The organism is Ligilactobacillus sp. LYQ135 (assembly GCF_053711055.1).
On the sequence record NZ_JBSJYT010000002.1, the window covers coordinates 113,426 to 137,166 of the forward strand.

20 protein-coding genes are annotated in these 23,741 nt (G+C 31.6%); 4 read left to right on the forward strand and 16 right to left on the reverse strand.

From position 1 onward, the window contains the following. Positions 1–24 precede the first annotated feature (24 nt). A complete protein-coding gene (locus tag ACWCL1_RS02500) occupies positions 25–1,188 on the reverse strand; it encodes a hydroxymethylglutaryl-CoA synthase (RefSeq protein WP_454545358.1) in 1,164 nt (387 codons plus the stop codon). A 117-nt stretch (positions 1,189–1,305) separates the two neighbouring features. On the opposite strand from ACWCL1_RS02500, the gene ACWCL1_RS02505 reads away from it, so the two are divergent. Both ACWCL1_RS02505 and yidC read left to right on the forward strand, forming a co-directional pair. Then, entirely contained in the window at positions 1,306–1,581 is a 276-nt protein-coding gene (locus ACWCL1_RS02505) for an acylphosphatase (protein WP_454545359.1), read from the forward strand. Positions 1,582–1,660: 79 nt separating this feature from the next. Then, positions 1,661–2,584 carry a membrane protein insertase YidC gene (gene yidC, locus ACWCL1_RS02510; RefSeq protein WP_454545360.1) on the forward strand — a complete coding sequence of 308 codons (924 nt, stop codon included), beginning with the start codon at positions 1,661–1,663 and terminating at the stop codon, positions 2,582–2,584. A gap of 28 nt (positions 2,585–2,612) precedes the next feature. On the opposite strand, the gene ACWCL1_RS02515 is transcribed toward yidC, so the two are convergent. The 5 genes from ACWCL1_RS02515 to ACWCL1_RS02535 form a co-directional block, all read right to left on the reverse strand. Further along, the gene (locus ACWCL1_RS02515) at positions 2,613–4,115 is read right to left on the reverse strand and encodes a HAMP domain-containing sensor histidine kinase (protein ID WP_454545361.1); all 1,503 of its coding nucleotides are present in this window, start codon (positions 4,113–4,115) and stop codon (positions 2,613–2,615) included. Position 4,116: 1 nt separating this feature from the next. Next, a complete protein-coding gene (locus ACWCL1_RS02520; RefSeq protein ID WP_454545362.1) occupies positions 4,117–4,803 on the reverse strand; it encodes a response regulator transcription factor in 687 nt (228 codons plus the stop codon). Between the two features lie 102 nt (positions 4,804–4,905). Continuing rightward, a complete protein-coding gene (gene gndA, locus ACWCL1_RS02525; RefSeq protein WP_454545363.1) occupies positions 4,906–6,330 on the reverse strand; it encodes an NADP-dependent phosphogluconate dehydrogenase in 1,425 nt (474 codons plus the stop codon). 63 nt (positions 6,331–6,393) lie between these two features. Next, positions 6,394–7,626: an ATP-dependent Clp protease ATP-binding subunit ClpX gene (gene clpX / locus ACWCL1_RS02530; RefSeq protein ID WP_454545364.1), complete on the reverse strand. Its 1,233-nt coding sequence runs from the start codon at positions 7,624–7,626 to the stop codon at positions 6,394–6,396. Between the two features lie 186 nt (positions 7,627–7,812). Further along, positions 7,813–11,763, reverse strand: a complete 3,951-nt coding sequence (locus tag ACWCL1_RS02535; protein WP_454545365.1) for an MMPL family transporter — start codon at positions 11,761–11,763, stop codon at positions 7,813–7,815. Between the two features lie 240 nt (positions 11,764–12,003). Between ACWCL1_RS02535 and ACWCL1_RS02540 the strand changes: the two genes are divergently transcribed. Next, positions 12,004–12,642, forward strand: coding sequence for a TetR/AcrR family transcriptional regulator (locus ACWCL1_RS02540; RefSeq protein WP_454545366.1), 639 nt, complete (start codon positions 12,004–12,006; stop codon positions 12,640–12,642). Between the two features lie 46 nt (positions 12,643–12,688). On the opposite strand, the gene tig is transcribed toward ACWCL1_RS02540, so the two are convergent. From tig to rpsO, 5 genes are all read right to left on the reverse strand, one after another. Then, positions 12,689–13,999, reverse strand: coding sequence for a trigger factor (gene tig, locus ACWCL1_RS02545; protein WP_454545367.1), 1,311 nt, complete (start codon positions 13,997–13,999; stop codon positions 12,689–12,691). 167 nt (positions 14,000–14,166) lie between these two features. Continuing rightward, positions 14,167–15,354, reverse strand: a complete 1,188-nt coding sequence (gene tuf / locus ACWCL1_RS02550) for an elongation factor Tu (RefSeq protein WP_454545368.1) — start codon at positions 15,352–15,354, stop codon at positions 14,167–14,169. A 179-nt stretch (positions 15,355–15,533) separates the two neighbouring features. Beyond that, positions 15,534–16,433, reverse strand: coding sequence for a CDC27 family protein (locus ACWCL1_RS02555; protein WP_454545369.1), 900 nt, complete (start codon positions 16,431–16,433; stop codon positions 15,534–15,536). Between the two features lie 85 nt (positions 16,434–16,518). Continuing rightward, the gene (locus tag ACWCL1_RS02560) at positions 16,519–18,255 is read right to left on the reverse strand and encodes a ribonuclease J (protein ID WP_454545370.1); all 1,737 of its coding nucleotides are present in this window, start codon (positions 18,253–18,255) and stop codon (positions 16,519–16,521) included. Positions 18,256–18,401: 146 nt separating this feature from the next. Next, on the reverse strand, positions 18,402–18,671 hold the full coding sequence (gene rpsO, locus ACWCL1_RS02565; protein WP_454545371.1) for a 30S ribosomal protein S15: 270 nt from the start codon (positions 18,669–18,671) through the stop codon (positions 18,402–18,404). A 262-nt stretch (positions 18,672–18,933) separates the two neighbouring features. Here rpsO and rpsT point away from each other — a divergent pair, with 262 nt between their 5' ends. Beyond that, positions 18,934–19,188: a 30S ribosomal protein S20 gene (gene rpsT / locus ACWCL1_RS02570; RefSeq protein ID WP_454545372.1), complete on the forward strand. Its 255-nt coding sequence runs from the start codon at positions 18,934–18,936 to the stop codon at positions 19,186–19,188. 34 nt (positions 19,189–19,222) lie between these two features. Here the strand turns inward: rpsT and holA are convergent, their stop codons facing one another. From holA to ACWCL1_RS02595, 5 genes are all read right to left on the reverse strand, one after another. Then, positions 19,223–20,236, reverse strand: a complete 1,014-nt coding sequence (gene holA, locus ACWCL1_RS02575; protein ID WP_454545373.1) for a DNA polymerase III subunit delta — start codon at positions 20,234–20,236, stop codon at positions 19,223–19,225. Next, positions 20,223–21,944: a ComEC/Rec2 family competence protein gene (locus tag ACWCL1_RS02580; RefSeq protein ID WP_454545374.1), complete on the reverse strand. Its 1,722-nt coding sequence runs from the start codon at positions 21,942–21,944 to the stop codon at positions 20,223–20,225. Before ACWCL1_RS02580 ends, holA begins: the two co-directional genes overlap by 14 nt. Positions 21,945–22,183: 239 nt before the next feature. Continuing rightward, positions 22,184–22,468, reverse strand: a complete 285-nt coding sequence (locus ACWCL1_RS02585; protein ID WP_454545375.1) for a hypothetical protein — start codon at positions 22,466–22,468, stop codon at positions 22,184–22,186. Further along, a complete protein-coding gene (locus tag ACWCL1_RS02590) occupies positions 22,459–22,941 on the reverse strand; it encodes a ComE operon protein 2 (protein ID WP_454545376.1) in 483 nt (160 codons plus the stop codon). The genes ACWCL1_RS02585 and ACWCL1_RS02590 overlap by 10 nt, the downstream gene beginning before the upstream one ends. A 30-nt stretch (positions 22,942–22,971) precedes the next feature. After that, a complete protein-coding gene (locus ACWCL1_RS02595; protein ID WP_454545377.1) occupies positions 22,972–23,640 on the reverse strand; it encodes a helix-hairpin-helix domain-containing protein in 669 nt (222 codons plus the stop codon). Positions 23,641–23,741: the final 101 nt, after the last annotated feature.

Consider the following 23,741-nt stretch of genomic DNA (forward strand, 5'->3'; position numbering starts at 1 on the left):
TAATTTTATTTGATTAAATTTAAATTATTTTTCTACATACTGTCTTTGATAATCTTTTACTCCAGTAAAGACAAATTTTGCAGGATCATCACTATAATCTAACATTCGTGTTTTTTCGTCTTTAATACGCGAATTGTAAATTTTTTCATATTGATCAACTGTTAATTGTTGCCGTTGATCTAATACATGTTGAAATGCTTCTTTTTCAATCATCTTTTCAAATCCAGGTTGCAAAATTCCAGAGTAAAATTCACCTTGAGCACCAGAACCATAACTGTATAAACCAAGACGCATTCCAGCACTTAAGTCGGTTGAATTTTCTAATAAAGAAAGTAATCCCAAATATAATGATCCCGTATATAAATTTCCAATTTGATTACTATATTGGCGCACACTTTCAAATTGACGTGTCAATTTAGCTGCAATTTGGGGATCAGCATCTTCAATTGCAATTTTTAATGCTTTGAAGCCTTCTTTTGTATATGGCAAATGGAATAATAGTGCATCAAATTTAGAAACATCAAAACCATTTTTTTCTTGATATTCACTAAAAACATGCTTAAAGAAATCCAAATATACATTTGTTGAATACTTTCCATCCACTAATGCTTCATCCATTCCTAATGGTCTCCAAAAATCCATTAAGTCTTCAGCCCAATATGTTGCATCATCTTGAACTGCTAATATTCTTGGATTACGTGTAATTAGCATTGCAACTGCTCCGCCTCCTTGAGTAACTTCCCCCTTGGTTTTTAAACCATAGCGTGCATTATCAGCACCAATTACAAGTACCTTAGAATCTGGATTTGATGCAATATGTCCTTGTGCAAAGTGAATAGCTGCAGTTGCCGCATAACATGCTTGTTTTAATTCAACCATTCTAATTTGATTTTTTAAACCTAATAAATGTTGTAGGTATGCAGCTCCTGATTTAGAATTATCTACTCCTGATTCGGTTGCAAATAAAACCATATCAATTTGATCTTTATCTTCAGCAGTTAAAATTTTATCTGCTGCATTAGCTGCCATTGAAATTACATCTTGAGTTGGCGGAATCACTGCCATTTTACTTTGACCAATGCCAATTAAAAACTTATTTGGATCCACATTACGTGCTTGTGCTAAATCTTTCATGTCTAAATATAAATGAGGAGTAAAGAAACCAATTTTATCAATTCCAATATTCACGATAATCCCTCCGTTTAAAATACTATATTAGATTTTATCATACTCAATTATAAAATAAAAAAAAGATCACTTATTTATGTTAAAATAAAGTTAATTTCAAAGAAAGAACGTGTTTTCATGAAAACAATCGCAATTCAAGTATTTGGCTTAGTTCAAGGCGTCGGCTTTAGATATACAACTAAGCAATTAGCAGATTCAATGGGAGTTAAAGGAATTGTTATGAATCGTTCAAATGGATCTGTGTACATTGAAGCACAAGCAGCTCCTCTAATATTACAAAAATTTTTAAGTCAAATTAAATTATCTCCAACTCCAAGTGGCCGTGTAGATGATATTAAAGTTACAGAAATTTCTAATAAAAATTATTCTAATTTTTCAATAACTTATGAATAAATAGGTTAATCCGTATTGAAATTCCTTTTGTTTTTGCTTATCATTAAGTCTGTATATTTAAAATGAAAGGAATTGAACATTGAAAAAGAAAAAAATCGCTGTTTTAGCGGGAGCATTCTTGACTATTTCTCTTTTTCTTGGTGGATGTGTTCAAAGAACCAGTTCTGGTAAACCTTATGGATTTATCTATGATTATTTAGCTGTTCCAACACAACATTTACTTGAATGGTTATCTGGTTTACTTGGCGGCAGTTACGGTTGGGCAATCGTGGTTATCACTTTAGTTGTTCGCCTACTTTTAATGCCTTTAATGCTAAGCCAAATGAAAAAATCAACAATTCAACAAGAAAAAGTGGCTGCAATTCAGCCTCAACTAGTTGAATTACAAAAACAAGCTAAGAATGCACAAACACAAGAAGAACAAATGGCATTAAGTCAACAAATGATGTCATTGTATCGAGATAATGAAATCTCTATGACTGGTGGGATTGGTTGTTTACCACTTTTAATTCAAATGCCAATTTTCGCTGCATTGTACGCAGCCATTCAATATTCTCCAGAATTATCACATTCAACCTTTTTCGGAATCAATCTTGCAGGAAGAAGCTTTACCTTTGTAGTATTAACATTTTTAATTTATGCACTTCAAGGGTGGCTATCAACTCGTGGATTACCTGAAAGTCAAACAAATAGAATGACTACAGGAATGATGATGATTTACACACCTGTAATGTTTGCTTTCATGACATGGATTGCACCAGCTGGTTTAGGACTTTATTTCTTTGCTGGAGGAATCATTGCATGTTTCCAAACATTACTAATTAACGGAATGCGTCCAAAAATTAAAAAAGAAATTGAAGCGCAAATGGCACAAAAAAATAAAAATAAGCCTAAAAAAGTTGAACCAGTTAAAACTAAAATTCAAAATGCACAAAACAAAGCCGTTGAAACTCATAATTTAAATCGGCAAAGAAATGCTGGAAAACAAAAGCGAAACAAATAAAAAAATCGTGATTAAAATCACGATTTTTTTATTTTGCTAAGAGTAACTGAACTCTAAAAATAGATCCTTGACCTTCTACACTTTCCACGTTAATTTTGCCATGATACCCTTCAACTAAACGATGTGCAATCGACAATCCTAGCCCATTACCACCTTTATTTCGACTCCGTGCTTTATCAACCCGATAAAATCGATCAAAAATTTTTTTAATATTTTCCTGAGAAATTCCTTCTCCAAAATCTTGAACTAAAAATTCAACATATCGTGTATTTTTTGACATTGTGATGTGAATTTCCTTTCGTTCAGTTGAATACTTAACCGCATTATCTAACAAAATAATTAAAATTTGTTCTAAGTGATTCCGATAAATTTTAACTAGGGTTTTTGCTTTTAAATCATTATCTAAAATTATTTGAAAATCTGGATGAATCATTTTAAAATCATTATAAACTTGTAATCCCACTTCACGTGCATCTGAAACTTCATTTCCATATTGAATTTCAACTTGTTCTGCACGGGATAAATCTAACATTTCTTGAACTAAATTTTTCATCCGATCAATTTCTTGCAAAGATGCTTTAATTGATTCATCCAAAACTTTGGGATCATCTTTCCCCCAACGCTTTAGTAAATCAAGGTGCCCTTGAATAATTGCAACTGGCGTACGCAACTCATGTGAAACATCTCCCACAAATTGTTGCTGTTGTTCAACATATCGTTGCATTCGATCAAGCATTTCATTAAACATTACTCCTAATTGAGCAAGCTCATCTCCACTTGATATTTTTGGAACGCGCACATTTGACAATGCCTTGGCTTCATCATCATCTTCATTGATTTGATCAATCGTTTCATTGATAGTATCAATTGGTTGAAGAAGCACCGATGAAAGCCAATAACTCATTAATGCAATTGCAAAACAAACGGTAATCCCACAAATAATAAATAAAATCAATAATTTATGGTGAATGCGATCATATTCACTTAACTTATCTGTAATTTGAATATAACCAATCACTTTTTTAGTTTGTTTTGATTTAACTGGTTTTCGCATTACTAAAATGGAATGTCCATTTTTCTTAAAGCGCTCTTCTTGATTTTTAGAAACTTTCTTGAAATTAACGTTTTCTTCGCGGGTGGCATACAGTTGTTTGCCCTGCTGATTATAAATTCCAACAACAATGTTTTCAGGAGCAGCAGATTTAATGAAAGAATCTTTATACGGCGTTTCATCTCTTGATGGCTTAGCTAAATAACTAATATTAAAAGAATGCTGAATATCTTCTTGTGATAAATTTTTAGAATATACAGATAATTTTTTCTCCGTTGCATTCATTGCATTTTTTGTATATGTGTGTTGCTGTTCTAACAATATGTTAGAGAAACTTTGAAATAACAAAATTGCAAAAATTGCAAAAATCAAGGTTGCTCCAATCGCTGTTCCAATCGACCACTTTAATTTTAAAGAAACAGTTTTAGCAGGCCTTTTAGACTCAATTTGATCTGCATTAATTACTTCACGCTTTCCCATTTTACGAACGCATTACATACCCAGTTCCACGAACAGTTTGAATATAACTATCTTCACCAGGACGGTCGATTTTATTTCTTAAGTATCTAATATATACATCAACTACATTAGTTTCGATTTTACTTTCATAACCCCAAACTTTTTTAAGTAATTTTTCACGTGCTAAAACAACATTAATATTCTCCATTAATGTTAATAAAAGTTCATATTCGCGCTTAGTAAGCTCAATAACCTCATTTCCACGACGAACCACTCTATTTTCTTTTTCAATGGTTAAATCACGATACGTAACAGTAGTTGCTTTATTAGCACTTCCTTGTCCTTCTAAATCGACACGTCTTAAAACTGCTCGTAAACGCGCAAGTAATTCTTCAATTGCAAATGGTTTAATAATATAATCATCTGCTCCATGATCAAGTCCTGAAACACGATCAATCACTGAATCACGTGCAGTCATCATGATGATTGGAGTAGTTTTCACTTGACGAATTCGCCGACAAACTTCTAATCCATTCAATCCTGGAAGCATTAAGTCAAGTAAAATTGCATCCCATTTTTCATTTAACGCTAAATCTAATGCTTCTCGTCCATCATAACAAACTTGAGTATCATACCCTTCGTGTTTTAATTCTAATTCTACAAAACGTGCTAAATTTTCTTCATCTTCAACAATTAAAATTCTACTCAACACATTCACTCTCCTGTCATTAAACTAAAAGCGCCACGAGCTAACGCGATTTACCATGAACGGTGATGCGAATAGGACGCGACGCCTTTTATTTTTTATAATCTATTCTTCGGGATACCATTCGTAGTGATAATTACCTTCGCGATCTGTACGTTCATAAGTATGTGCGCCAAAGTAATCTCTTTGAGCCTGAATTAAATTGGCTGGAAGCCGTTTTGCTCGATATTGATCATAATATGTGACTGCACTTGTAAAACATGGACATGGAATCCCTGCTTTAACTGCTAGTAACACAATTTCACGCACATCATTTTGATAACCACCAACTACTTCTTTAAAATAGTCATCTAACAATAAGTTATCTAATTTTGGATTTTTTTCATAAGCATCTGTAATTTTTTGTAAAAATTGAGCTCTAATAATGCAACCTGCACGCCAAATTTTCGCTAAATCACCTAATTTAATATCCCAATGATAATTATCAGATGCAACTTTAATTTGTTCAAATCCTTGAGCATAACTCATAATCTTACTAAAATATAAAGACTTACGAATTTGTTCAATCACTTGATCTTTATTAAGTTCACCAAGATCAATTTGAGGAGCTGATAAAACCTTACTTGCAGCTACACGTTCATTTTTCATTGCAGAAATATACCGTGCATAAACCGCTTCAGTAATTAATGTTTGAGGCATTCCTAAATCAAGTGCACTTTGAGAACTCCATTTTCCAGTTCCTTTATTTCCAGCACTATCAAGAATAACATCAATAATATCTTTTCCAGTTTCTAAATCATCTTTTCGAGTTAAAATTTCAGCAGTAATATCAATTAAATAACTATTTAATTCTGAATCACGCCATTGATCAAATACGGCAGCAATTTCTTGATTAGACATTTTCAAAATTTGCTTCATTAAATCATAACTTTCAGCAATTAATTCCATGTCCCCATATTCAATTCCATTATGAACCATTTTCACATAATGACCTGCTCCATTAGGTCCAATATAAGTTACACAAGGTTCATCATCTTCAGGCGCTTTGGCTGCAATTTGTTTTAAAATTGGAGCCACTAATTCATATGCTTCTTTTTGTCCTCCTGGCATTAATGAAGATCCTGTTAAAGCTCCTTTTTGACCACCAGAAGTCCCCATTCCAATAAAATTAATTCCAGAATGTTCTAATTCTTGATTACGGCGCATTGTGTCTTTAAAAAATGTATTCCCACCATCAATTAAAACATCGCCTTCTTCTAAATATGGCAAAACGTTTTGAATTGTAGAATCAGTTGGAGCACCTGCTTTTACCATCATTAAAATTTTTCGTGGTTTTTCAATTGATTCGACAAATTTTTCCATTTCATAGTTAGGAATAAAGTTTTTATCGCTATGATCTGCCATAACTTTCTTTGTATACGTTGAATCCCAGTCATAAACTGCTACTTTATAACCTTTACTTTCAATATTTAAAGCAAGGTTTTTTCCCATTACGGCCATTCCAATTACGCCAATTTGTGCTTTTTCCATTCTGAAGCCTCCCGCATTTCATCTAATGCCTATTTTAGCAAAAATTAATTTTATGGAAAAGTCCTATTTATTATTTGACATAATAATTTCCGGTTTTCCTGTTCCCTTAACAGTATCGCCAGTAATAATAACTTTTCCAATCCGTTCATTACTTGGAGTTTCATACATTACATCCATCATTGTATGTTCAATAATTGAACGTAACCCACGTGCACCTGTATTTCTTTTAATCGCTAACTTAGCCATTTCATCTAATGCATTATCAGTAAATGATAGTTCCACATCATCTAAAGCCATTAATTTTTTATATTGCTTTACCAATGCGTTTTTAGGTTCAGTTAAAATTCTAACTAAATCATGTTCATTTAATTTTTCAAGTGAGGTTAAAATTGGTAATCGACCAATGAATTCAGGAATTAAACCAAATTTCATTAAATCTTCAGGAATAATTTGTTGCATTAAACTCTTTGATTCATCAATTCCTTGTTGTGAATCAGTTCCAAATCCAATCGTTTTATCTCCTAAACGATGTTTAACAATTGATTCAATTCCATCAAAAGCACCACCAACAATAAATAAAATGTTAGTTGTATCAATTTGAATTAATTCTTGTTGGGGATGTTTGCGTCCCCCTTGAGGAGGAACTGAAGCCACTGTTCCTTCTAAAATTTTAAGTAACGCTTGTTGAACTCCTTCTCCAGAAACATCCCGTGTAATTGATACATTTTCAGCTTTTTTAGCAATTTTATCAATTTCATCGATATAAATAATGCCACGTTCAGCCCGTTCAATATCATAATCTGCATTTTGGATCAACTTAAGTAAAATGTTTTCAACATCTTCCCCTACATAACCAGCTTCAGTTAAAGTAGTCGCATCTGCAATGGCGAACGGAACATTTAAAATTTTAGCTAAGCTTTGAGCCAAATAGGTTTTCCCTGAACCTGTTGGTCCTACTAAACAAATATTACTTTTTTGCAACTCAGTATCATCATCTAATGAAGAGGTAATTCGTTTATAGTGATTATATACTGCAACAGCTAAAATCTTTTTAGCATTCTCTTGACCAACCACATATTGATTTAATGTATCAACAATTTCCTTTGGCGTTGGAATTTTTGAAAAATCACTTGCCATTTCATTTTGCTGCTCTTGTTTGATAATTGATGAAGCAACCGCTACACATTCATCACAAATATATACTCCCGGACCAGAAATCATATTTTTGACTTGCGATTCGGATTTACCGCAAAATGAACATCTAATTTCATCTTGAAAATCTTTATCTTCACGCATAATAATCTCACCTTATACTCTTGTTCAAAATCAATACATATATCTTAACAAATTTTAATTGTTTAAGCTAATTTTTGGCTTTTAAAATTTTTTCAAATTAGGCATTTGATTTGCTTTTAACTTTAACTACAAAATTTAATAACAAAAAAAGATTGTGAAAAAAATCACAATCTTTTCTATTGAATTCTAATTTTTATTCTTTGGCGTTCCCATTTTATCTTTAATTGGATACGTCAAACTCAAAAGACTTGGAATAATTGTTGGAATTGCAAATACTAAAATTGTTAATCCAATAATTACTACCATCGCTACTTGAATCAATGTTAATACTCCAGATGGCATTAAAGCAGCAAACGTTCCACTTAAAATCAATGCTGCAGAAACAACAACAGCTCCAATTTCAGTTGACGCTTTTACAATGCGTGCTCCTGGAGTAGCCGAAGCACTATCATATTCTTGATACTTCATCATCAAGAAAATACTATAGTCAACACCTAATGCAATTAACATAATAAAGCTAAAGAATGGAGTGTTCCATGTCAACATACTTTGACCTAAGAAGGCTTTACTAATTAAATGCGTAATATCCAATGCCATAATATATGTTAGTAATAATGTACCTAAAATATAGAATGGTTGTAGGATTGAACGTGTAATTAACATCAATGCTAACAAGATACCTGTCAACATAATGATTGCCGTTCTAATAAAGTCTTTAGATGCAATGTTACGTGTATCGTTAATGTATGCAGTTTGTCCACCTAAGGCTACTTTTGCACTTGAAAGTGATGTTCCTTTAATGGATTTATTAACTAAACTTTGAATATTTTCAACAGTATGCATTGCACTTAATGAACTTGGATTTTCATCTAATATAATTGTAAATTTCACAGCATGTAAGTCTTGTGACATGTATGAATCAATTGCTTTTTGGTATTCTTTACTCTTCAATACATCTTTTGGTACATAGTAAGTATCTGCAGCTGCGGAATTCTTCAATCCTGTTAAGTAATTATTTGCTGTACCTAAACCAGAATTAATCTTATTAGCACCTGCACTTGCTGATGAAAGTCCATTTTCTAAAGTTCCAATTTGCCCAACTAATCCACTCATTTGATTGTACATTTGTCCCAGTCCATTAGTTAATGTTCCTTGGTTTTGTGCTAATAATGTTGCTCCTGATGAAATTTGAGAAGCACCAGATTGTAATGCTGGAGTATTAGCTGCAAGTTGATTTGTACCTGAACTAAGTGCCGAAATTGCACCAATCATTGTAGGCATTTGAGCTTGCATTGAACCAATTCCATTTGTAACTTGGTTTGAACCATTTGCTAATTGTGAGACTGCACTCGTTAGTGTAGGCACTTGTGAACCTAGTTGATTCAATCCGCTATTTAATGCATTTGCTCCATTATTAAGTTGATTTGCACCATTAGCGGCTTCTGTTACTAATTGTTGCATTTGTCCAGTTGCTGAACTTAATTGATTCAATCCATCAGCAACTTTTCTTGAACCAGAAACTAGTCCTTGTTGTCCTAAAGCATTATTAATTTGTTGTAATCCTTGAACCGCTTGATTTAACTTATCTAATGCTTGTAATGAAGCATTATTAGCTTGAGTTTGATTTTGCGCTAATGTCTTAATACTACTTAATTGATTTCCAAGTGATTGTAATTGAGTTAATTCACTTGATAGTGTATTTCCATTTGAAGATACACTTTGCATATCATTTTGTAAGTTTTGAGCACTCGTAGTGGCACTATTAATGCTATCATTCAAACCACTTAACATTTGTTGTTGCTTTTGTCCAATTTGACTTGATGTATCTTGTAATGCAGAACGTAAAGCTTGTTCTTGTTGAGAAGTAAGTGCTTGTCCACCTTGTTGATTTACAGCATTAACAATATTATTAATATCTGAATCGCTTAGTGCATTTCCACTACTTACAGAAGATGCATCTTGTTTCAATTGATTTAATGAATTTTGTAGATCAGCTGCATCACTTTTGGCTTTATCACTACTTGAAGATAAGGCCTGAGCTGATTTTTGAATATTAGCAAGATCAGGCGTTGATGAGTTATTCAATTGTGCCAACGCTTGATTAAGTTGATTTAAACTATTCTTCAATTGGGCAATTTGAGAAGTATCCATGTTTTGCGCTTCAATTTGTTGTTGCATTTGACTCAAACCATTTGCAATTTGATTTGCACCACTTTGAAGTTGTGAAACACTTGTACTTAATTGGTTTACTTGCCCACTATTTTTAACAGCATTTAACTTATTTGCAAGCTCACTTGTACCATTCGCTAATTGTTGTCCACCATTTGTTAGTTGACTTACTCCGCTACTTAAAGAACCTGTTTTTTGATTTAATGTAGCTAAACCATTACTTACTTGACTAGAGCCAGAGTAAAGTTGATTTACTCCTGAACTTAGTCCATTCGTAGCACTTGATAATTGGTTCATACCAACATTTAGTGTATAAACACCATTAGCATACGTTGCCATTCCACTATTTAAAGTTGCCGCCCCGTTTGCTAATGTATTTGCTCCTGATTGAAGTTGTTGACTACCTGTATATAATTGTTGCACTCCAGATAATCCAGCTTGAACATTAGCACTCTTCAATTTATTATTAGCTTCATCTAATCCGCTACTAATTTGAGTTAGTCCTTTACGTGCATCTTTAGTTCCACTTGTAACTGTTTTTAACTGGTCTTTAACGTATAATTGTTTTAATTCTGAGCCACCTGGTTCTGTAACCGTAGCAACAGTTTTTACTCCTTTAATTCCTTTAATTTGATGAGCTAATTCATCAATTTCTTTTAAATCTTCCTCATTATTTAGTGCATGATCTGTTTTTAAATAAAGAGTCGTTGGTTCTGCTGTTCCCTTTGAAAAATGTTTCTCAACTACTTTAAATCCTTGTTTAGCAGGAACCGAATCATTTAATTCAACTAATGTGTCATAATTTAATGGTGTACCTTTAGATAGTAAGAATGGTAATGCACATAAAGCTGTAATTAATAAACCAAGAAATGGCATTTTAACCATTGTTTTGGAAATATTATGCCACATTTTATTTGTAGATGATCCATTAAATTGTTTACTTGGCCAGAAAATGCGTTTACCTAAAAGGGCCATAAAAAATGGATTTAATGTTAGTAAAGCTAACAACAAAATTGCAACCGCAACTGCTACTCCAACTGCTGAACGGTAAATACTAAATTTAGCTAATCCTAACGTTGAAAAACCAATCAAAACTGATGAACCACTAAATAAAATTGTTTTTCCAGCGATCTTCAATGATCTTCGCGTGGCCTCTAGCGAAGATAGTCCTTTACTTAATTCTTCTTTAAATTGGTCAAACATTAAGATGTTGTAATCCGTTCCAATCCCAAATAAAACAACCACCATAAATACTTGAGTGAAGTTTGATAATGGAAAATTAAAGTGTTCAGATAAGTTCATTACTAAACTCAATGAAATTAACATTGAAATTCCAACTGAAAGTAATGAGAAAATTGGAGTCAATGGTGACCGGAAAATAAATGCTAATACAATAAAAATAAATACAATTGTAATTGCCTCAGTCTTTTTAATTCCTTCTTGAGTTTCATTAATGAAATCATCATTTAAAATATCACTTCCGGTTACACAAGTCTTCACTCCTGGGGTCTTAGCACCCTTAGTGATTAATTCACGTGTTTTAGTAACCGTAATATTTTTATCAACATTTAATTGTAAAAGCTCAGTTGTTTTATCCTTTGAAATTAACTGCTCTTTTGTATATTGATTTTCGTTTGGAGCAGTCATTGACTTAATGTGATATTTCTTCTTTTGTACTCTTAATGAATGAATCGTATCGTCAATATTTTCTTTTTGAGAATTTGTTAATTTTTTATCTCCATTGCTAAAAACAACTACAACTTGGCGAGTATTGTCTTGATGACGTCCCCAATGATTTTGAATTGTATCCGCAATTTGACTAGTAGTTGAACTTGGCAATGTAATTTGGCCCTTTTCACGAACCAATTTATTAATATTAGGCATTGCAACTAAAGAAGCAATCAATAAAATTAACCAAATAATTGCTTGAACTATGTATCGCTTTTTAGTGCCCTTTTTTTCCTCCATTTTTGATCCCTCTTTCTCATTTAAAATAGACACAGTGTTGTTTTACATTTACATAATATATCTCATTAATGAAATAAATGCAATCATCATTTTCTTTGAAATGTTGATTTCATTCCACTTATATTTGCATTTTGCAATTTTAAGCAAAAAATAATAGCAACAACCTGTTGATTTTATATTGTTTTTTATTATCAAACAATTATAATATTAATGGATATATCAAAAGGAGTGAATTTGTTCATGCATCAAAAAGTCGCAACAACTGAAAAAAAAATTAAGGCTGCATTTATTTATCTTGTAAATGAAAAAGGGTTAAATCACGTTACTGTAAAAGATATCACTGAAGCAGCCCATATTAATCGTAGTACTTTTTATAAGCATTTTGTTGATAAACCAGCTTTAGTTGAACATTATGAGAAACAATTTTTAGACCATGTACGTAATTCTTTAAATGTTGAATCTTTACACCAAAAATCCGAAAAAGCAGCGATGATTTCAAATTCTAAAGAAATGCAAATGAAATTGTACTCTACTATTAATCAAATTATTGAATATGTCTATGATGAACTTGAATTAGCTAAAGCACTGATCGGACCAAATGGTGATTCCTTTTTTGAAGAAAGAATTAAAAAACTTTTAAATGAAGTCTTAAATTCTGATTTGGTTTTTTTAAAAGGTTCACCACGATTAACTCGTCTTATTCCTGATGATTATGCGCATGAAATTATCATTTCAGAACTTTTAAGTATCATTAAACTATGGTTAACCAAAAATAACCCTGAACCTCCTCAAGAAATTTCAGAAATTATTATCAAGACTAGATATTTAAGTCCTCATGACATCCTTGAAGTTAACGATTTTAAATATCAAGAAGATTAATATGTAAAATAAAAAAACCGCTAATTGCGGTTTTTTTAGATAATGATTACTTATCTTCTTTCTTTTCTTCTAAAACTTGTTTAGCAGAACTTGTCATTTCATCAACAACCTTACGGATGGCAATGTCATGTTTCAACATATCATCAGATAATGCTGAACGTACGGCCTTTTCATCCATACCATATTGTGATGCTAAACTTTTAATTTCGCTTTCAATTTCATCATCTGAAATTTCAACGTCTTCTTTATCAACAATTGCTTCTAACACAAGATTTGTTTTTACACGTTCTTCAGAGCCTTCACGGAATTGTTTGCGTAAATCTTCTTCTGATGTACCAGTTAATTTGAAGTACATATCAGGATTGATTCCTTGTTGTTGCATGCCACTGAAGTATTGATCCATTTGACGTTGAACGTCATCTTCAATCATTGCTTCCGGAATGTTACCAATTGTGGCATTTTCAACAGCTTTAGAAATAGCTTCTTCTTGAACAGCATTTTTAGCAGCTGCTTCTTTTTGATCTTTGATTTGATCTTTAATTTTTGCCTTTAATTCTGTTAATGTATCAACATCTTCGTCGATATCTTTAGCAAAATCGTCATCAAGTTCAGGAAGTTCTTTTTCTTTAACCTCATGAATAGTTACATCAAATACAGCATCTTTACCTTTTAAGTCTTCTGCTTGGTAATCTTCTGGGAATGTTACTTTCACTTCAACTTGATCGCCAGCTTTGTGACCAACTAATTGATCTTCAAAACCTGGAATAAATGTATTTGATCCTAATTCAAGTGAGTAATTTTCTGATTTACCACCTTCAAATGGCTTACCATCAACTTTACCTTCAAAGTCAATTACAACTGTATCACCATTTTCTGCAGGTTCATCTTCTTTTAAAACAAGTTCTGCTTGTTGTTGACGACGCCGTTCTAATTCATCTTCAACTTCTTTATCAGATACTTCTGTTGAGTGTTTCATAACTTCTAAGCCTTTATATTCGCCCAATTCAACTTCTGGTTCAACAGTAACCTTAGCTGAAAGTACCCATTCAGAACCCTTTTCCATCGATTCAACATTAATTTCTGGTTGAGCTACTGGCTTAATCTTAGCTTCAGAAACAGCGTTAGCATAAGCTTCTGGTAATAATGCATTCAATGCATCTTGATATAATGCTTCTTCCCCATACATTTTATTAAAAATTTGACGAGGAACTTTTCCTTTACGGAAACCTGGGACATTTAATGACTTTTTAACTTTGTTAAAAGCAACGTCCAATCCTTCTTTAATTTTATCTGGTTGGATTTTGAAGGTTAACTTACCGTTATTTGTACCTTCTTCTTTTTCCCACTTAACAGACATGTTATTCCCTCCGAACTACTAATTTTATACAATAAATAGTATCTGTATATTAATTAAGTTTACCCTAGATAACGCTAATTGTAAATGAAATCTACTAAAATTCCAAGAATTAATCTTTGAATATAAAAAAAAGTCTGGCAAAGCCAGACTTTTTAATTAAGTTTGAATTAGTCAAGGATGTCTGAAACAACACCGGCACCAACTGTACGGCCACCTTCACGAACTGTAAATTTAAGACCTTTTTCAATAGCAACTGGTGCGATTAATTCTACTGTAAATGTTACGTTATCGCCAGGCATAACCATTTCTACACCTTCTGGTAATTCGATAACACCTGTAACGTCTGTTGTGTGGAAGTAGAATTGTGGACGGTAGTTTGAGAAGAATGGTGTGTGACGTCCACCTTCTTCTTTAGTTAAGACATAAACTTCACCTTTAAATTTCTTGTGAGTTTGGATTGAACCTGGTTGAGCCAATACTTGACCACGTTCTACTTGGTCACGGTTAACACCACGGAGCAATGCACCGATGTTATCGCCGGCTTCACCCATGTCAAGTGTCTTACGGAACATTTCAACACCTGTGATTGTTGTCTTAAGGATTTCATCCTTCAAACCAACGATTTCAACTTCGTCACCAACTTTAACTGTACCACGATCTACACGACCTGAAGCAACAGTACCACGACCTGTGATTGTGAAGACATCTTCAACAGGCATTAAGAATGGCTTATCTGTTGGACGTTCTGGTGTTGGGATGTATTCATCAATTGTATCCATTAATTCCATGATCTTAGCTTCAGCATCTTTGTCACCTTCCAATGCCTTCAAAGCTGAACCACGAATTACAGGAATATCATCACCAGGGAAGTCGTATTCACTTAATAAGTCACGAACTTCCATTTCAACTAAGTCTAACAATTCGTCATCATCAACTAAGTCTGTCTTGTTTAAGAATACAACGATGTATTCAACACCAACTTGACGAGCAAGTAAGATGTGTTCACGTGTTTGTGGCATAGGACCATCTGTTGCAGCAACAACTAAGATAGCACCATCCATTTGAGCAGCACCTGTGATCATGTTCTTAACATAGTCAGCGTGTCCTGGAGCGTCGATGTGAGCGTAGTGACGTTTTTCTGTTTCATATTCAACGTGAGCTGTGTTGATTGTGATACCACGTTCACGTTCTTCTGGAGCAGCATCGATTGAAGCGTAATCTTCAGCTTGTGCTAAACCTTTTTCAGCTAAAACTTTTGTAATAGCTGCTGTTAAAGTTGTTTTCCCATGGTCAACGTGGCCGATTGTACCAATGTTAACATGGGGCTTTGTTCTTTCGTAATGTTCTTTTGCCATTAAAATGAACCTCCTGAATTTTTCCAAAGATATCCACAAAAAATGTTTGCTGATAATCTTTTGCTATTATTATACTACTTCTCCTAAATAAAACCAAGATGTAAAATGGTTTTATCTTAAAAAGAAGAATCCTTGATTCATTATATAAGTGAATTCCAGGTTTGTAAATAAAAAAATGATTAATTTTGTAAATAATCGAGTTTATTTAATTCATTTTCAATTTTTGACCTTACTTTCTGCTCATTTTTATTCAAATCGGTTTTATTATTTAATAAAATGTTAACTAAAAATTGAACATCTAATTTGTCTAAGTCTGAATATAAAATCATTAATTTTGTTTTTGTTTCACTTAAAATTTTCAACTTCAAATTTTCTGAAATATTTTTTGATTCTAAGATCTTTTTTTGAACTACGTTAAAAATTTCAAATTGTTCTAATGGTTTAAGTGTCGCTAAATTTATTTCCACTACTTCATTCTTAAAATTTCTTACTTTAACTAAAGTACTGGAAACTTGACGCAGTGTGTCAAGTAACGTCATTCGAACTAAGCATAAAACATTTTCATCAAGTAACACACTTTTAGTATTTAAATTTAATTCTTGGGGACTTAGTAACTCCAGTTGTTTTATTATTAGTTGCTGTTCCTTAGGATCAAATGCTGGTAAATATTTTAATTTTCTTAAAATTTCCTTCTTTTTTTGCTGTTTTTGCTTTGTTAAATATGCAGGATAATTCTTTAATCGCTTAATTAATTCCTCCTTTTCAATATCATTTAAATAGCATTTTAAATTTTGAAAAATTTTAAATGCTGTCAAAATTTTACCAGCATGTAACAATGCATTGAAATATTCATAAAATTTAACATCATCTTCAATATAATCATTGAGATAATCATTTGCTACTAAAATTGCTTGATCCCAATCATGATTTCGCAATAAAGCATGAAATAATAAATAATTATTTTCTAAACTATTTGTTCTAATATAGTTCTTTTCATATATTTCAATTGCTTGCTTATAATTTTTATTCTCTAAAAAATGCTGTGCCTGTTTAAGTATGTCATATTCGTTTTTTTTCATAAATTCATCCTTAATTAAAAATAAGCTCATTGAGCTTGATACCATTTTTTATATCTAAAAATTATTCAATGAGCTTAATTATATTTTATTTACTTTTTTGTTTTGACTTCTTTATATTATTTGGTTTCCCTTTATTTCTGCGTCCTTTTTTGGGATATGATTGGTTAATTTCCATAATTACGGGCATAATTACTGGATGACGTTTAGTTTGCTCATATAGAAAATGATTTAACTGATCACGAATATCTTGTTTTAAATGCGTCCAATCAAATTCTTTATTATCTAAATTGCTTTGAACAACTTTAGTTACAATTTTACGACTTTCAGCCATTAAATCTCGACTTGATTTCACATAAACAAACCCACGTGAGGTAATTTTAGGAGTGTCTACAATTTTACGTTTTTTACGATCAATTGTAACTACTGCAATAAAAATACCATCTTCAGCTAATAATTTACGATCACGTAAAACAATATTTCCAATGTCACCTACTCCAATTCCATCAATTAAAGTATTAGTAGCATCAATTGATTGAACTAGTTGGAATTTTTCATGTGCATATTCTAAAACATCACCTTTATTTACTAAAATCACATTTTCATTTGGAATACCAATTTCTAGTGCACATTCTTTAGTTGCATATAATTGCCGATATTCTCCTTGAACTGGAATTAAATATTGTGGTTTTAGTAAGTTAATCATTAATTGAATATCATTTCGACTTGCATGTCCTGATAAATTCAAATTGTCTGAAATTGTTTTTACATCTGCACCTGATCTAAAAATCATATCACGAGTTTTAGCCATATTAGTTTCCATTGCTGGAGATGGTGTGCTTGTAACTACAACTAAGTCACCTGCATGCAATTTTACTGATTTATGGCGTGCCAGTGCCATTTTTTGTAATGATTTCATTGGTTCCCCTGAACGACCGGTTTGTAAAATTACTAATTGGTGATCTTTATACTTATCAATGTCCTTCACATCAATTAGCATATCATCTTCAGGAAGATGTAATTTATCTAATTTCATTGCGGTACGCACAATTTTTTCAACATCATGTCCAATCAAAGCCACCTTACGTTCATTAGTAGCTGCTGCATTTAAAACTTGTTGAATTCGCGTAATATTGGAAGAATGTGCTGATACTATAATTCTTCCATTGTGATATTCAAACACTTCCATAATGTAATCAAGAACATCTTTTTCATTTTCAATTTCAATTGGATTTTCAGCATTAGTAGAATCACTTAATAATGCTAATACTCCTTGACTACCAATTTCTGCAATTCGAGCAAAATCCGTTTGATAATCCTTAGTTGCAGTTTGATCAATCTTGAAATCGCCAGTATATACAATATTTCCATGTTGAGTTTGAATTACAATTCCTAGTGAATCAGGTACTGAATGAGTCGTTTTAAAAAATGATACTGTTACATCATTAAAATCAATTTCCGTTTGTTCATCAATTACATGAAAATCATTAAATTTACGTGCTTTAGTTTCATTTTCACAAGCAATTTTAGCAAGTGCAATGGTTAATTCTGAACCAAAGACTGGAACTGAATGTTTACTTACAAAGTAAGGTAATGCACCAATTGCATCTGCATGCCCATGTGTTAAGAAAATCCCTGCAATTTTGCTTGCATTTTCTTCTAAATATTCAAAATTAGGAATTACAATATCAATTCCTAGTAGTTCATTTTCAGGATACATTAATCCACAATCTAAAACAAAAATTTGATCATCGACTTCAACAGCATACATGTTTTTTCCGTTTTCACGTACACCGCTTAAAATGTCGAGCTTAATATCACTCATAATTTCACTCCTAAATGCTTAATTAATAACCGTTCTTGTATCTTATGTTTTAGTATACCACATTTATTAAATTAATTTGCATTCAATGAATATTAGAAATAAAAAAAGAAGCTTTGACATCATAGTCAAAGCTTCTTTCAGTGAAATTAACGACGTAAGCCTAAGCTCTTGATTAATTCACGATAACGTTGAACATCTGTATTACGTAAGTATGCAAGCAAGTTACGACGATGTCCAATTTTCTTCATTAAACCACGTTGAGCAGCAAAGTCTTTTTTGTGTTCCTTTACGTGATCATTTAATTCGTTAATGTCTGCAGTCAATACAGCGATTTGAACTTCTGCTGAACCTGTATCGCCTTCATGACGTGCATATTTCTTCATGATTTCGTTTTTCTTTTCTTGTGAAATAGCCATTTCAATTTCCACCTTTCAAAATTTTGTAGCCTCACACCGAGTAAGGCGTTGGTGAATCGTTACAAACTCAGTAAGAGGTCAATAAAATTAATACGCTCTTTAGTGTACCTAATTTCTTTTTAAATTGCAAGTTAATATTAAAAAAATTGCTAGCGCTCTTTCTTTTTAATATTGCATTGTTTAATTTACTCTTGTATAATTACTTGTGTTATAGTTTAATAATGACCGATAACGGAACTTTTATAAGTGGAGGTGAATTTGGATGCCAATCATTAAATCTGCTATTAAGCGTGTAAAGACAAATGAAAAAGCTAATGATCGCAACTCAGCACAACTTAGCAAGATGCGTACAGCTGTAAAGAAATTTGAAAAAGCTGTAACTGCTGGTGCTGACAACATCGAAGAACTTCACCAAGCAGCTGTTTCAGCTGTTGATAAAGCTGCATCAAAAGGTCTTATCAAAGCTAACAAAGCTGCTCGTGATAAGTCAAGAATGGCTGCTCGTTTATCTAAATAATAAAAAAGACTGTGAATCTTCACAGTCTTTTTTATTATTTTATTTTTAGTAGGAACAATTGAAAAAGTAACTCTGGATCTTGATTAGTCGATTTCATTTTTTGCTCATTGTCAACTAAACCTAAATACGCACTTTTTAAATCCAATAACTGAAATTGATTTACTTTTCGCATTGCTAACTTGACCCGATATGGATGAATTTTAAGCATACTTGCAATACTTCCTTGAGCATAGCCATTATTTCGTAAAATCTTAACTTGTAATAATAATCTAAATTGCCCTAATAAAATTGCATTAATCTTTAAAGGTTCTTCTTTTTGTTGAATTAATTCGTGATACATTTGAAGTGCTTGGGAAACTTGATGTTTCATTACTAAATCAACTAAGTCAAAAACATTTTGTTCAAGCGATACCGGAACTAATTGTTGCACTTGATTAAAAGTAATTAACTTTGTCTGATTAGTAGCAATTTTGAGCTTAGTTAACTCTTTCATTGCCAAAGTTAAATTTGAGTTAGTTTTCTCAAGTAAACTTTCTAATGCCCTATCTTCAATTTTAAATTGCTCATTTTCCAAAGTTTTTAGAATTGTCAACTTCACATCTTTTTCAGAAAGTTTTTGATTATCAATAACAACTGCATTATTCTTTAATTCCTTAACAATTTTTTTCCGTTCGTCCAACTTTTCATAAGTAGCAAAAATCACTAGAATGCTTGATTGTTGAGGATAATTTATATATTGAATTAGTCCATTAAGATCATGTTCGACTTTTGTTTTTTTATTATCTGCTGTTAAAAAAAATGGATTATTAACCATTACTAATCTTTTTTCTCCAAAAAAAGGTACAGATAAAGCATCATCTAATGCTGTACTTAATGAAACTTCTTCCATATCATATTGACCTACGTTAAATTGTCGCTCTTCATGAGGAATTAAATTTAAAAAGGCATTTCTAATTTTTTGCGTTTGAAATTCCTCATCTCCAATTACTAAATATACTGGTGCTATAGTTGAGGAATTAAGTTGTTTTAATAACTCATTGACCTTCAAAATATGCTTTCTCCTTCACAAATTTTTCTATTTTTAGTTTCTTTTGATCTACAGTAATTTTAATCATTCCATCACGTGCAGTTGACAAATAGGGAATATTTAGTTTATTTAAAGTATCTAAGGTACTTTGATCTGGGTGATGGTAGCGATTATTTCTCCCAGCTGAAATAATTGCTAAGTGTGGTTGAATTTGCTCAATAAATTGTGGATTAGACGAAGTTTTACTCCCATGATGCCCATTTTTCAAAATATTAATTTTTAAAGTAGGATATCGTTTTAAAATTTCAAGCTCGCCTTTTTGATCTAAGTCTCCCATAAATATAAAACGATAACGCGCAAATTTCTTATAAAGAACAAGTGAGTCTTCATTAGTTCCTTTACCTGAAGTAAATGGATGTAAAATTTTAAGATTGTTTTGTGCTTTTACATCTGTTGTTACTGGAATTATCTCGCATTTTTGATTCAGCTGTTTTAGGCGTTTTTGAAATGTCACTAATTTTTCCATTCCTGCTGGAACAAATATTTTTTGTCCAATACTCGGAAAATTTCCTACATGATCAGTATCTTGATGAGTTAAATATAAACCGCTAATTTTATTAATTCCTTTACTTAACAAATAATTAGCTATTATTGTTTGTCCTTGAGTCTTTGATAACTCTTGACTATTATTTTTAAAGTTTAATTTACCTCCAGTATCAATTAAAATAACCTCTTTATTAAACTTTTCTCGAATTAAAATACTATCGCCTTGTCCAATATCAAAACAAACAACCTCATCTTTAAAGGGGTAGTGGATGCTAATATAACTTCCGATATATATTAAAATTAGGATTCCCCATTTAAATTTTAAAAATTTCTGCTTTTCAAGTGTAAATAAAATTAAAATAATTATTAAACACATGATTGAAGATAATTTACCAAAAGTAATAATTGTTGGTAACATACTGCACTTTTCAATCAGTATATTAAATATGCCTAAAATTAATGCGCTTCCCCTTCTTAAAAATGGAATCAATGCACCGATTAAGGTTATGGGAAAAATGATCTTCTCAAAGATAAATCCGAATATTACTGAGAAAAACGTAGTTAAAACGTTCCATTGATACGTAGCATTCAAAATGATAGGCATACTAAAATTGTTTAATTTAAAGCTAGTTTTAACCAAATTAGTTTCACTTGTACATAACAAAATGAATGTCATCAAATAACTCAATTGAGCACCTAATGTTAAAAATGTTGCTGGATATTTAATTAAGTAGCAAATTACTACAATGCTCCAACTTTCTATTCCAACAAGTCTATTTTTAAGTAGAAAAGTTGATAATATTCCTAACCAAATCATCCAAATCGCACGTGTTAAACTAACATTATTCCCACCTAAAATCCAATAAAACGGAAAAATGATGAGTAATAAAATATTGATCGTTTCTTGGGCAACCTTAAATCGTTGTAAAAGATAACTTAGATATTTTTTGATAAAGAAAGCATGCAATCCAGAAAGACAAAATAAATATAGCAATCCTAATTTTTTTATGTTTTCGTTTACGTGGGCAAAATCTTCATCTAAAATTCCTAAAATTAATGCTTTAGAATACTCATTTAAAGGAGTTGGAAAACTTTCAAATTTTTGAACTAAAACGCTGCGTAATTGATGAATAGTATTTTGAATTTGAAAATTTTTATTGAATTTAACTTCTTTAATCGCCAACTTCTGTGCCCAAATCACTGTTTTAATATTTTTACTAAGTAAAAATTTAGAGTAGTCAAATTGATTTTCATTTGTTGGCTTAGTAGGTGCTTTTTGCTCGCCAGATAAAGTTATCTTTACTAAACCAGTTAACGATTTTAAATTTAATGAATCATCTTTAGGTTCATTGTAAAAAACTTGAACTTTTTTAGAATTTCGTAGATTGATTACCTCAATTTTAATTGACCCATTTGTCTTTTTTATTTTATCAGCATATGCATAAACCGTTTCATTACTGATCCTTTTTTAGGTTCAACTTTTTGTGAAAAAAATACTGAATTATATTGAATTTGAAATCCCCACCAAAAAATGGCAGTAACAATGCATCCTCCAATTAATTTCCAGTGTCGTGTTAACAAAATTCTTCCAAATAAAATAATTAAAATTATCTTGGATAAAATCCCTGAATTAAGCAAAAAATTATTAATCGCAATTGCTTCTAGTGCACAGAACAATAAATAATATTTTCTCGTTTTTAATTCCAATTTTCTTTAGCAACATCAACAACTGATTGTAAATATTGTGGATTTATACTAACTTGCTTACATTCCACTTTTTTCTTTTTTAATAAGGAGAGCGCATATGGATCATTATGATAGTTTCTTAAATAGTAAATTTTCTTAATTCCCGCTTGCAATAACATTTTAGTACATTGCAAACATGGAAAATCTGTTACATAAATTTCAGCATTAGCAGTTGGGATTCCAAATTTGGCACATTGTAAAATTGCATTCATTTCTGCATGAATGGTTCTTAAGCAATGACCATCTACCATATAGCAGCCTTCATCAATGCAATGTACATCACCTGAGACAGAACCATTATAACCGCCTGCAATAATTCGTTCATCTCTAACTAAGATTGCTCCTACTGATAATCTTTTACAAGTCCCACGCATTGAAAGTAAAATTGCTTGGGCCATAAAATATTGATTCCATGGAATTCTCTTATTTTCCATAACCTTACCTCCATTTATTTTAGTATAACATTAAACACAAACTTGACTGGCAAGTTTTTGATAACTTTTTTCACCAATTCCATCAATGTTTTTCAATTCTTCTGTACTTTTAAAACCTCCATGTTGTCGTCGATAATCTAAAATTTTTTGCGCTTTTTTCTCTCCTACTCCATCCAGTTGTTTTAATTGCTCTAATGTTGCAGTATTTAAATTAATTTGTCCTGTGCTTTGCTGTCCGGAATTACTAGTTATCCTTTCCTGGTTTTTAGATGCTTCTCCGCCATTTTCAATTGGGATTACTTCTCCTTTACGTGGAACATATATCACCATTTGATCAGTAAGTTTTTTTGCTAAATTAATTCGATTTGAATCTGCACCATCAATAAAACCTCCTGCTTTTTCAATCGCATTTCCAACTCGTTGATTCATGCCTAATTGGTATGCTCCTGGATTTTTAACAGCTCCTTTAACATCAACATATATTTCATTTGAAAGACTATTTATTGAAAAAAAATGCTCAAAACTCATTGTTGAAAATTTCTTTGAATCATACTCTGAAAAATTGTCATCCGTTTGTTTTGAATCTGTTTTTTGATTAGATATTGGCCAAAACACAACCATTCCAATTGCTCCAACTAAAACACTAATAATTATTTTGGTCTTATATTCTTCCCAAAATTCTAAAATTTTTTCAATCATTAAAATTCCTCTTTCATTTAAATTACGTCACAGTCAAAGGTGCCGCTACTGATAACTTACGCAAAAAAAATAGTTATTCAGAAAAATCTGAATAACTACTC

Excerpts from the sequence above, each read along its gene's own strand:
- tig (WP_454545367.1), bottom strand. The coding sequence starts at position 13,999 with ATGTCTGTTAAGTGGGAAAAAGAAGAAGGTACAAATAACGGTAAGTTA.
- ACWCL1_RS02505 (WP_454545359.1), top strand. The coding sequence starts at position 1,306 with ATGAAAACAATCGCAATTCAAGTATTTGGCTTAGTTCAAGGCGTCGGC.
- tuf (WP_454545368.1), bottom strand. The coding sequence starts at position 15,354 with ATGGCAAAAGAACATTACGAAAGAACAAAGCCCCATGTTAACATTGGT.
- ACWCL1_RS02590 (WP_454545376.1), bottom strand. The coding sequence starts at position 22,941 with ATGGAAAATAAGAGAATTCCATGGAATCAATATTTTATGGCCCAAGCA.
- rpsT (WP_454545372.1), top strand. The coding sequence starts at position 18,934 with ATGCCAATCATTAAATCTGCTATTAAGCGTGTAAAGACAAATGAAAAA.
- ACWCL1_RS02540 (WP_454545366.1), top strand. The coding sequence starts at position 12,004 with ATGCATCAAAAAGTCGCAACAACTGAAAAAAAAATTAAGGCTGCATTT.
- ACWCL1_RS02595 (WP_454545377.1), bottom strand. The coding sequence starts at position 23,640 with ATGATTGAAAAAATTTTAGAATTTTGGGAAGAATATAAGACCAAAATA.
- clpX (WP_454545364.1), bottom strand. The coding sequence starts at position 7,626 with ATGCGTGAAGATAAAGATTTTCAAGATGAAATTAGATGTTCATTTTGC.
- ACWCL1_RS02560 (WP_454545370.1), bottom strand. The coding sequence starts at position 18,255 with ATGAGTGATATTAAGCTCGACATTTTAAGCGGTGTACGTGAAAACGGA.
- ACWCL1_RS02535 (WP_454545365.1), bottom strand. The coding sequence starts at position 11,763 with ATGGAGGAAAAAAAGGGCACTAAAAAGCGATACATAGTTCAAGCAATT.
- gndA (WP_454545363.1), bottom strand. The coding sequence starts at position 6,330 with ATGGAAAAAGCACAAATTGGCGTAATTGGAATGGCCGTAATGGGAAAA.
- ACWCL1_RS02555 (WP_454545369.1), bottom strand. The coding sequence starts at position 16,433 with ATGAAAAAAAACGAATATGACATACTTAAACAGGCACAGCATTTTTTA.
- ACWCL1_RS02515 (WP_454545361.1), bottom strand. The coding sequence starts at position 4,115 with ATGGGAAAGCGTGAAGTAATTAATGCAGATCAAATTGAGTCTAAAAGG.
- rpsO (WP_454545371.1), bottom strand. The coding sequence starts at position 18,671 with ATGGCTATTTCACAAGAAAAGAAAAACGAAATCATGAAGAAATATGCA.